We start from the raw sequence: 10,851 nt of genomic DNA on the forward strand, positions 1-10,851 counted from the left end.
GAAACTTTGAAAACTTCAAAAAAAGGATTTTTATTGCTCTGAACATCAAAAAAGAAAGGGCAAATTTTGTCCTTTCTCGAGCTTAGCTTTTCTTCAACCCACTACAGTTGACAAAGAGCCATTTTTTTCTTATAGTCTATTTCCGACATTAATACGGTTAATGGCACGTTGCAGTGCAATCTTCGCACGACGTTCTTGGTCAATCAAGTGTTTGTCTTGTGCTTCTTCAATTTCACGCTCTGCTCGAAGTTTGGCACGTTCTGCACGACTAACGTCGATATCACGAGCACGTTCTGCAGAGTCAGCAACAATTGTGACAACGCCATTGGCAACTTCGATAACGCCTCCGTTCACTGCAATCCAGTTCACGTGATTTTCATCATCTACACGTTTAACCTTAACCTCATCAACTGCTAAAACTGCAATCATATTTTCATGTCGTGGCAAGATTCCCATCTCACCATCCAGAGTTCGAACTGATACAAAGCTGGCATGGTGATCATAGACGAGACCATCTGGTGTCACGATCTGGACAGTTAACTGAGCCATAGATCACCTCTTAAAATCCCATTTTTTCAGCTTTTGCAATCACATCTTCGATAGAACCTACACCACGGAAGGCATCTTCTGGCAAGTGGTCGTGTTTACCATCAAGGATTTCCTTAAAGCCACGAACAGTTTCAGCAACTGGAACATAAGAACCTGGTTGACCAGTAAATTGTTCAGCAACGTTGAAGTTTTGTGACAAGAAGAACTGGATACGACGAGCACGAGCAACCAAGGTCTTTTCTTCATCAGAAAGCTCATCCATACCAAGGATAGCAATAATATCTTGCAATTCATGGTAACGTTGAAGAACACGTTTTACTTCAGCAGCAACTGCATAGTGCTCTTCTCCAACAATTTCAGGTGCCAAGGCACGTGAGCTTGAAGCAAGTGGGTCAACGGCTGGGTAGATACCCAATTGTACCAACTTACGTTCCAAGTTAGTTGTTGAGTCCAAGTGAGCGAAGGCTGTTGCTGGCGCTGGGTCAGTATAGTCATCCGCTGGCACATAGATAGCCTGGATAGAGGTTACAGAACCCTTTTTAGTTGATGTAATACGCTCTTGCAATTGACCCATTTCCGTAGCAAGTGTTGGTTGGTAACCAACGGCTGATGGCATACGACCCAAAAGGGCAGATACTTCTGAACCAGCCTGAGTGAAACGGAAGATATTATCGATAAAGAGAAGCACGTCTTGGCCTTCTACATCACGGAAGTATTCAGCAATTGTCAAACCAGTAAGGGCAACACGCATACGTGCTCCTGGTGGCTCATTCATCTGACCAAATACCATGGCTGTTTTCTCGATAACGCCTGATTCTTTCATTTCCCAGTAAAGGTCATTACCCTCACGAGTACGTTCCCCAACACCGGTAAATACTGAAATACCACCGTGTTCTTGGGCAATGTTGTGAATCAATTCTTGGATTAAGACGGTTTTACCAACCCCGGCACCACCGAAAAGTCCAACCTTACCACCTTTTAGGTAAGGGGCAAGAAGGTCGATAACCTTAATCCCTGTTTCAAGGATTTCAGAAGAGGTAGACAACTCATCAAAAGTTGGAGCTTTTTTATGAATCGGCTGACGCTCTGCGTCTTCTGTAAAAGGAGCTTCCAAGTCAATGGTATCTCCCAAAACATTGAAGACACGTCCCAAAGTTTCTTTACCTACTGGTACAGAGATTGGACGACCTGTGTCCAATACTTCCATTCCACGAGTCAAACCATCTGTTGATTCCATGGCGATAGTACGAACCATACCATCTCCCAACTCTAAGGCTACTTCAAGGACGATTTTTGTTTTTCTTTCGTCATTTTTGTAGACGACAAGTGCATTGTTAATCTCAGGAAGTTTTTCCCCTGCTGCAAACAAGACGTCTACAACGGGACCGATAACCTGAGCAATTTTACCTGAACTCATCTCCTTCTCCTATTCTATATAAGATACTGTCAGTTCCTAGCTCAACTAGGTCCTAATACTCTTCGCAAATCTCTTCAAACCACGTCAGCGTCGCCTTACCGTACTCAAGTACAGCCTGCGGCTAGCTTCCTAGTTTGCTCTTTGATTTTCATTGAGTATAAGTTCATTTTCATACGAGCTGGACTAGAGCCTATTCTAAGGCACTAGCTCCTGCTACGATTTCTGTAATTTCTTGTGTAATCGCCGCCTGTCTGGCACGGTTATACTGAATTGTCAAATCATTAATGACTTTCTTAGCATTATCTGTCGCTGTTTGCATGGCTGTCATACCAGCAGCATTTTCAGCTGTCTTGGCATCGATAATAGCCCCGTAAATCATACTTTCTGCAAACTGAGGCAACAACTGCTCCAAAATTTCTTCTCGGCTGGTTTCCAATTCAAAAGTTAAGCTGTAGTCTTCATCCGCTTCATTTGGATCCAAGTCAACAATCGGAAGCATTTGTTCCACACGCATTTGACTAGTTAGCGTATTGACATGGTGGTTGTAGCAAACATAGAGCTCATCAAAAAGTTCATTTTGGTACATTTCAACTGTTTTTGAAATAATCTTACGAACTTCATCAAAGCTAGGCTGATCCGCCAAGCCACGTAATTCATAAAGTGGTTGAATACCGCGAGCCTTAAAGAAATCAGCTCCCATTCCACCAATACAGATCATTTCAAAACCTTTACCGTCTGGATGGTATTCTTCTTTCAACTCCATAACGGCTTTCAAAATAGAAGAATTATAACCTCCAACCAAACCTCGGTCTGATGTAATGACGATATAGCCTGTCTTCTTAACTGGACGACTAATCAACATCGGATTGGTTGAACTGCCAGCTCCATTCCCATGAAGAATATCCGTCAAAAGTTTACGAACTTTCTGAGCATAAACTTGGAAGTTGCGAGCAGCTTCTTCAGAACGACCTAGCTTAGCAGCTGATACCATCTGCATGGCATTAGTGATTTGACTCGTATTTTTTGTTGAGGCGATTTTTGTTTTAATATCATTTAGAGATACTGCCATCTGACACCTCTATTCTTATTGGAAGCTGGTTTGATTGAGAAACTCTGTAATCGCAGCATCCAAGACTGCTTCTTCTGGCAAGTCTTTTGTATCACGAATGGTTTCCAAAATCTCTGGATGTTGAGCATCAAAGAAGGCATGGAACTCTTCCTCGAAACGAACAATATCATCTACTGGAACAGTATCCAAGAAACCATGTGTCAAAGCATAGAGAATGGTTACTTGTTTCTCAACAGGTAATGGTTTGTGAACAGGTTGTTTCAAGACTTCAACTGTACGACGTCCACGGTTCAACTTAGCCTGTGTTGCCGCATCCAAGTCAGAACCAAACTTAGTGAAGGCTTCCAACTCACGGTATGAAGCAAGGTCGATACGAAGTGTACCAGCAACCTTTTTCATGGCTTTGATTTGTGCAGAACCACCTACACGAGATACAGATGAACCCGCATCGATGGCTGGACGAATACCCGCATTGAAGAGACCATCACCAAGGAAGATTTGTCCATCAGTGATTGAAATCACGTTGGTTGCGATATAGGCAGAGATATCTCCTGCTTGTGTCTCGATAAATGGTAGGGCTGTAATAGATCCACCACCAAGTTCATCAGAAACTTTAGCTGAGCGCTCAAGCAAACGACTGTGAAGGTAGAAAACATCCCCTGGGAAAGCTTCACGACCTGGAGGACGACGAAGCAAGAGAGACAGTTCACGATAAGCTACCGCTTGTTTTGATAAATCATCATAAACTATCAAAACATGCTTACCTTGGTACATAAATTCTTCCGCCATGGCAACCCCAGCATAAGGAGCTAGGAAAAGCAATGGAGATGGTTGTGAAGCAGAGGCTGTCACAACGATTGTGTAGTCCAAGGCACCGTACTGACGTAGTGTTTCTACTTGCGTACGAACTGTTGATTCTTTTTGTCCAATCGCAACATAGATACAGATCATATCTTGACCTTTTTGGTTCAAGATTGTATCAATCGCAATGGTTGTTTTCCCTGTCTGACGGTCACCGATAATCAACTCACGTTGACCACGACCAATCGGTACAAGGGCGTCAATAGCTTTCAAACCAGTTTGCAATGGTTCTGATACAGACTTACGTTGCATAACACCAGGAGCTGGTGCTTCTACTGGACGAGTTTTATCAGTGTGGATTTCTCCAAGACCATCAACTGGACGACCAAGCGGATCCACAACACGACCAATCAGACTTTCACCTACTGGGACTTCCATGATTTTCCCTGTACGGCGGATTGTATCGCCTTCACGGATATCTGTAAAGTCACCTAGGATGATAATACCAACGTCTGTTGACTCCAAGTTTTGAGCCATACCATAAGAGCCGTTTTCAAAAATCAACAACTCTCCACTCATGGCATTTTCAAGGCCGTGAGCACGCGCGATACCGTCCCCGATATAGGTTACAACACCTGTTTCAGTCACATCAAAATTGGGTTTGAAATTTTCAATTTGTTGCTTAATTAAAGCGCTGATTTCTTGTGCGTTAATTGCCAAAAGAACACCACTTTCTATTTCAAATTTTCTTTAACAACTTTAAGTTGTTGTTTAATACTCACATCAATTGTCTTGTGATTGGCAAAAATGACAAAACCACCAATAAGACTTTCATCGATTTGTTCTTTTACACTCCTTACTTTAAGAGACATTTTTTTCTCAATCAAAGGGAGCAAGCGACTCTTCTGTTCATCAGTTAAAGGATGAGCTGAAGTAATCGTCACTTCAAATCGATTTGTTTCTTTTTCAAGTCGGTTCAAGCAATCTACAAGAATATCATAAAAAAGATTTGCTCTGTGATTGTAGATAAGAACCTGGATAAAGTTTTGCAATAAAGGTGACACTGAATCTTGGAAGAAAGTAATTGTTTTTTCCTTGTCAGACTCGTCTACTGCCACTTTTTTTAAAAAAGAAGGTAAGCCTGTTTCTTCAGCAACTTGCTTGATTTGAGCTAAGTCTGAAAAGATACGGTCTTCTTCTCCTTTTTCTAAAACCAATTGGACAAAAGGCATGCTGTATTTTTCAATTACCTTTACTGTTTTCTTGTCCATTAAGCTTCTCCTAACTGATCGATATACTGATCAATGAGTTCTTTATGGGCATGACCGTCAAGGTTTTGTGAGATGATTTTACCAGCCAAGCTGATTGTCAAATCTGCTACCTCACCCTTAACGCTTTGTAAAGCTTCAGCTTTATTTTGAGCAATTTCTTGGTTTGCTTTTTCTTTCAAGCGTCCTGCTTCTAGCTTAGCATCTGCTAAAATACTAGCTTTGCTTTTCTCAGCTGTTTCTTTCGCATTCTCAATGATTGTCTTAGCTTCTTTACGGCTACCAGCCAATTCATCTTCGCGTTTCTGAGCCAATACTTCTGCTTTTTGACGTGCTTGTTCAGCTCCGTCAATATCTGCTGCAATTTTTTCTGCTCTTTGTTCGAAAATGCTAGCCAAATTTGACCAAGCGTATTTCTTAACCAAGACTAGCAAGAGAATAAAGGAACCAGCGATTAGTATAAAATCACCAAGTAATTCACCTACTGTTACATTCATAAACTACTCCTTTCTATTCTTCATCATTAATTTTATTTCCTAGGTACATTGAAGATAACAATGTAAATACATATGCTTGTACACAAGAAATAAAAACAGAAAATGCAGTCCAGATTAGATTTGTTCCAAAAGCAATAGGATACCAATAGAAGGCCTGATGAGAAAGTAGGACTAACATACTTGCCATCACTTCCCCTGCAAAGATATTACCAAAGACCCGCAATGCAAGTGAAAGGAGATTGGTAACTTCTTCCAAAAGATTCATTGGTGTCATAAAACCTGGTGTTACAAATGCTTTTAAATACTTTTTGATTCCACGACGACGAATTCCTTCTACGTGTGTCATTAAGATAATTGTAAAAGACAAGACCAAGTCAAATGACAAATTTGCTGTTGGTGAGGTCCAAAGATTTACACCATCTGTAGTCTGAATTCTAGCCATTAAGCCAATATTATTTGCAATGGCCATAAATAGGAATAAACAGAAATAAAAGAGAGAATAATCCTTTATCATTGGACCAAGGTTTGATTTTGTAAATCCAACAACAAAATCAAATAAATACTCTAATACATTTTGTTTTCCTGTGGGTCTCAAAGTCATATTTCGAGTTGCCCAATAAATAAAGCCAAAAATAAGTGCTACAGTCAACAAAGTCAAAACTACTATGGTTAAATTAAAGGTAACAGGACCAATATTGATGGTTGGATTAATACTTTCTTCCATCTAAAATCCTCCCTTTTTCAATTTATACTTCTTTTATTTGATGATAAATGAAAAGACAAGAGTAACGAAGAAAGTACCTTCAATAAAGGCAACCCCTAGGATCATCAAACTACGTAGTTCTGAGATGATATCTGGTTGGCGAGCAACTGATTTCAACAAACCGTTCATCAACATACCTTCACCAAGAGATACACCCATACAGGCAAGACATAGACCGAAAAATGTTAAATTCATGACGAATTCTCCTTTTAATTAAAATTTACTTACTTAGTTTAGTCCTAAAAATTGGATTTGTCAACTTTTTACTTACATTGAAAGCGTTTAATGAAAATTATTTACAATTTTACTATTTTTAAGTCTATTATATAGAAAACTTTGGAAAAAACTTGTAATAAATCCGTCTATTATCTAGGTCTTTCTGAAAAATAATGAAAAATCCGAGATGAAATCTCGGATGGAAATTAATATATTTTCTTTAACCTAAGGTTCTTTAGTAAGTAGGATTAAAGGGAAAGCAACTAGAAAGCTTTCATCTCCTACATGTTTATTAAGCACGCACTGTGACGCTAGTTCCATCTTCCTTATAAAGATTGATGAGACCTTCTTTAAGAGCTCGAACCATGTCTCCAGCTTGAACAGGTTGTGGAACCTTGATAGTCAATAGTTCCATTGGATTTGGAGCGCGATCGATCTTATTTCCTTTAGCATCATGCAAATCTTCGATATAAGTCTCAAAATGACGGAAACCTGGGCCATAAAACTCAACTTGGTCCCCTTCGTTAATGACGTTCCGTTGGCGAATGGTTGCTGTTTGTGTCGCATCATCGTAAGAAACCACTTCAGCGACAAACTTATACTCAGGAATTTTACGACGAGCACCAAACAACTGCTCATTTTCAGATGGTGTACCATAGTAGAAACCTGTTGCTAATTCACGTTGGGCAACCTTCCACATTTCATCAATCAAGTCCTGCTTGATAGCTTCAAACTTCTCTGGACTTTCTAGATAAGCATCAACAGCTGCCTTGTAGCAGTTTGTTACTGTTGATACGTAGTGAATAGACTTCATACGTCCTTCAATCTTGAGACTGTCCACACCGTTTTCAATCATATCTGGGATATGGTCAATCATGGACATATCAACGGCTGACATTGAAAATTCTTCAGGAATTTCACCTTTAAGACTCTTACGTTCCTTCCCAAATGGCATATCGTAAAGGTCGTACTTCCAACGACAAGACTGAGAGCAACCACCACGGTTAGCATCACGCATACTCATGTGGTTTGAAAGAGTACAACGACCAGAGTAAGAAATACACATGGCTCCATGAACAAAGGCTTCAATCTCAACATCTGTACGTTTGCGAATTTCTGCCAATTCTTCCATTGAAACCTCACGCGCCAAAACGACACGAGTTAAACCTAGTTCTTTCCAGAACTCAAGTGTTTCATAGTTAGTCGCACTTGCTTGGGTAGAGAGGTGGATTTCAAGACCAGGCGCTTCAGTCGCTGCAATCATAATCAAGGCTGGGTCAGACACGATAACTGCCGCGATTCCGATATCACGTAGTTTACGGAACCACTCACCAGCACCAGCCTCATTTCCTTCGTGCATAACCATATTGGCAGCTACATAGACTTTGGCACCGTACTTAGCCGCAAACTGGACGCCTTCTTCCATCTGTTCAAAGGTAAAGTTTCCAGCACGGCTACGAAGACCATAGGCCTGACCACCGATAAAGACAGCATCTGCCCCATACTGAACAGCTACCTTTAGCTTCTCTAAAGTCCCTGCAGGTGATAAAACCTCAGGACGTTTTAATGTTTTTGTCATGTTTTCTCCTATTTGCAATATAAAAGTTTGACGTTTTTCCTTCTCATTTTATAGTAAATAAGCCATAAAATCAAGCCTAGACAGATTGTTTTGACAATTCTAATCTTTTAAGAAAGCAAAAAAACTAGCCTTTCTAGACTAGTTGTTCTCAAGATAAAATTCAAATCGTTCGCCTACATATTGACTTTTTACGTATTCAAAAGCAGTACCATCTTCTAGGTAGGAAACCTGAGTCAAACCAAGAATAGCATGTCCTTTTTCAACTTCTAAATAGTGGGCAATTTTTTCCTTAGCAAGACGAGCATAAATAGTCTGCTGTGATTTACCGATACGGTAGCCGTGTTTTTGCAGAGTTTGGAAGAAATGACTGGTGATTTCTTCTTTTTTAAAATTCTTAATAAATTTTTCAGGAATAGAAGCAACTTCATAAACTAAAGGAACTTGGTCGGCATATCGAACCCGCTCCATTCGGATAATATTCTCCGTTGGAGAAATTCCTAGCTTGGCAACTTCCTGCTCATTGGGAATGGTTTTTCTGTAGGAAATGAGCTGGCTAGAGGGTACTTTACCTTGAGACTTAACAATTTCAGTAAAACTGGTTGTCCCTCGCATCTTTTCTTGTACCCGAGTACTGGAAACAAAGGTGCCACTTCCTACGCGGCGCTCTAAGACACCTTCTTCAACTAATAGAGATACAGCTTGGCGGAGGGTCATGCGACTGACCTCAAACTGCTCTGCTAAATCTCGTTCACTAGGAAGCCTCTCCCCAATAGCCCAACGGTGCTCGTCAATATCCTTTTTAATCTGATCGTGGATTTTCATATAAGCAGGTAGCATATTTTCACTTCATTTCTATCTTTTCTCTATTGTACCCCAATAAACTAGAAAAAGTCAAACTTCGCCTTGTTTAGTTGGTAATTCGCCCTTATTTGTGATAGAATATTGAAAAAAGATATTTCTTTTGAGAAAGGAAAAAGATGAGCAACATTTCAACTGATTTGCAAGATGTAGAAAAAATCATCGTATTGGATTATGGTAGCCAGTACAACCAGCTGATTTCACGCCGTATCCGTGAGATTGGTGTTTTTTCAGAACTAAAAAGCCATAAAATTTCAGCTGCTGAAGTTCGTGAAATCAATCCTGTAGGAATTATCCTTTCAGGCGGACCAAACTCTGTATACGAAGATGGTTCATTTGATATTGACCCAGAAATCTTCGAACTTGGAATTCCTATTTTGGGAATTTGTTACGGTATGCAGTTGTTAACTCATAAACTTGGAGGAAAAGTTGTCCCTGCAGGTGACGCTGGAAATCGCGAATACGGTCAATCAACTCTTACTCACACACCATCAGCTCTTTTTGAATCAACACCAGACGAACAGACTGTTTTGATGAGCCATGGTGATGCGGTTACTGAGATTCCTGCTGACTTTGTTCGTACAGGTACATCAGCTGACTGCCCATACGCAGCCATCGAAAACTCAGATAAACACATTTACGGTATCCAATTCCACCCAGAAGTTCGTCATTCTGTGTACGGAAATGATATCCTTCGTAACTTTGCTCTTAACATCTGTAAAGCTAAAGGCGACTGGTCAATGGATAACTTCATTGATATGCAGATCCAAAAAATTCGTGAAACCGTCGGTGATAAACGTGTCCTTCTCGGTCTATCAGGTGGTGTTGACTCTTCAGTTGTTGGAGTTCTTCTCCAAAAGGCTATTGGCAATCAATTGATCTGTATCTTCGTAGACCACGGTCTTCTTCGTAAAGGAGAAGCGGACCAAGTTATGGAAATGCTTGGTGGTAAGTTTGGGTTGAATATCGTCAAAGCAGACGCTGCTAAACGTTTCCTTGATAAACTTGCAGGAGTTTCTGACCCTGAACAAAAACGTAAAATCATCGGTAACGAGTTTGTTTATGTCTTTGATGACGAAGCAAGCAAGCTCAAAGATGTGAAATTCCTTGCTCAAGGTACCTTATATACAGACGTTATCGAGTCTGGTACAGATACAGCTCAAACTATCAAGTCACACCACAACGTGGGTGGTCTTCCAGAAGACATGCAGTTTGAATTGATTGAACCACTCAACACTCTCTATAAAGACGAAGTTCGTGCCCTTGGTACAGAGCTTGGTATGCCAGACCATATCGTATGGCGCCAACCATTCCCAGGACCAGGACTTGCTATCCGTGTCATGGGAGAAATTACTGAAGAAAAACTTGAAACCGTTCGTGAGTCAGACGCTATTCTTCGTGAGGAAATTGCTAAAGCTGGCCTTGACCGCGATATCTGGCAATACTTCACAGTTAACACAGGCGTTCGTTCAGTCGGTGTTATGGGTGACGGTCGTACGTACGACTACACTATTGCAATCCGTGCTATTACCTCTATCGATGGTATGACTGCGGATTTTGCCAAAATTCCTTGGGAAGTTCTTCAAAAGATTTCTGTACGTATCGTAAACGAAGTGGATCATGTTAACCGCATCGTCTACGACATTACAAGTAAACCACCAGCAACAGTTGAATGGGAATAGAGTTAATGAGCTAAAAAAGCCCTAGAATGAACTGCCCCCCAAAAGTTAGACAGAAAAAATCTAACTTTTGGGGTGTTTTTATCATGAAATTAACTTATGATGATAAAGTTCAGATCTATGAACTTAGAAAACAAGGATATAGCTTAGAGAAG

Annotated in this window: 11 protein-coding genes and 1 pseudogene; 2 read left to right on the plus strand and 10 right to left on the minus strand. The window is 40.5% G+C overall.

Annotated elements, in window-relative coordinates:
- Positions 1 to 129: 129 nt before the first annotated feature.
- The 10 genes from GEZ85_RS08760 to GEZ85_RS08805 form a co-directional block, all read right to left on the minus strand.
- Entirely contained in the window at positions 130 to 549 is a 420-nt protein-coding gene (locus tag GEZ85_RS08760) for a F0F1 ATP synthase subunit epsilon (RefSeq protein WP_004256585.1), read from the minus strand.
- Positions 550 to 559: 10 nt separating this feature from the next.
- Positions 560 to 1,966: a F0F1 ATP synthase subunit beta gene (gene atpD, locus GEZ85_RS08765; protein WP_000094357.1), complete on the minus strand. Its 1,407-nt coding sequence runs from the start codon at positions 1,964 to 1,966 to the stop codon at positions 560 to 562.
- Between the two features lie 190 nt (positions 1,967 to 2,156).
- On the minus strand, positions 2,157 to 3,035 hold the full coding sequence (locus GEZ85_RS08770; protein ID WP_125393933.1) for a F0F1 ATP synthase subunit gamma: 879 nt from the start codon (positions 3,033 to 3,035) through the stop codon (positions 2,157 to 2,159).
- A 15-nt stretch (positions 3,036 to 3,050) separates the two neighbouring features.
- A complete protein-coding gene (atpA, locus tag GEZ85_RS08775; protein ID WP_000996629.1) occupies positions 3,051 to 4,556 on the minus strand; it encodes a F0F1 ATP synthase subunit alpha in 1,506 nt (501 codons plus the stop codon).
- Between the two features lie 14 nt (positions 4,557 to 4,570).
- Complete coding sequence (locus tag GEZ85_RS08780) at positions 4,571 to 5,107, minus strand: F0F1 ATP synthase subunit delta (protein ID WP_049486911.1); 537 nt, start codon at positions 5,105 to 5,107, stop codon at positions 4,571 to 4,573.
- A complete protein-coding gene (gene atpF / locus GEZ85_RS08785) occupies positions 5,107 to 5,601 on the minus strand; it encodes a F0F1 ATP synthase subunit B (protein ID WP_020902744.1) in 495 nt (164 codons plus the stop codon). The genes GEZ85_RS08780 and atpF overlap by 1 nt, the downstream gene beginning before the upstream one ends.
- Before the next feature lie 13 nt (positions 5,602 to 5,614).
- Positions 5,615 to 6,325: a F0F1 ATP synthase subunit A gene (gene atpB, locus GEZ85_RS08790; RefSeq protein ID WP_000392870.1), complete on the minus strand. Its 711-nt coding sequence runs from the start codon at positions 6,323 to 6,325 to the stop codon at positions 5,615 to 5,617.
- 33 nt (positions 6,326 to 6,358) lie between these two features.
- Positions 6,359 to 6,559 carry a F0F1 ATP synthase subunit C gene (locus tag GEZ85_RS08795; RefSeq protein WP_001054560.1) on the minus strand — a complete coding sequence of 67 codons (201 nt, stop codon included), beginning with the start codon at positions 6,557 to 6,559 and terminating at the stop codon, positions 6,359 to 6,361.
- A gap of 313 nt (positions 6,560 to 6,872) precedes the next feature.
- Positions 6,873 to 8,159: a peptidase U32 family protein gene (locus GEZ85_RS08800; protein ID WP_000169065.1), complete on the minus strand. Its 1,287-nt coding sequence runs from the start codon at positions 8,157 to 8,159 to the stop codon at positions 6,873 to 6,875.
- A gap of 138 nt (positions 8,160 to 8,297) precedes the next feature.
- Positions 8,298 to 8,996, minus strand: coding sequence for a GntR family transcriptional regulator (locus tag GEZ85_RS08805; protein ID WP_050203718.1), 699 nt, complete (start codon positions 8,994 to 8,996; stop codon positions 8,298 to 8,300).
- Positions 8,997 to 9,136: 140 nt separating this feature from the next.
- On the opposite strand from GEZ85_RS08805, the gene guaA reads away from it, so the two are divergent.
- A complete protein-coding gene (gene guaA, locus GEZ85_RS08810; protein ID WP_084929606.1) occupies positions 9,137 to 10,699 on the plus strand; it encodes a glutamine-hydrolyzing GMP synthase in 1,563 nt (520 codons plus the stop codon).
- A gap of 83 nt (positions 10,700 to 10,782) precedes the next feature.
- Positions 10,783 to 10,851: pseudogene (locus GEZ85_RS08815) on the plus strand (transposase); the annotation flags it as partial.

Source organism: Streptococcus mitis, assembly GCF_009496205.1.
Classification (GTDB): Bacteria; Bacillota; Bacilli; order Lactobacillales; family Streptococcaceae; genus Streptococcus; species Streptococcus mitis_BN.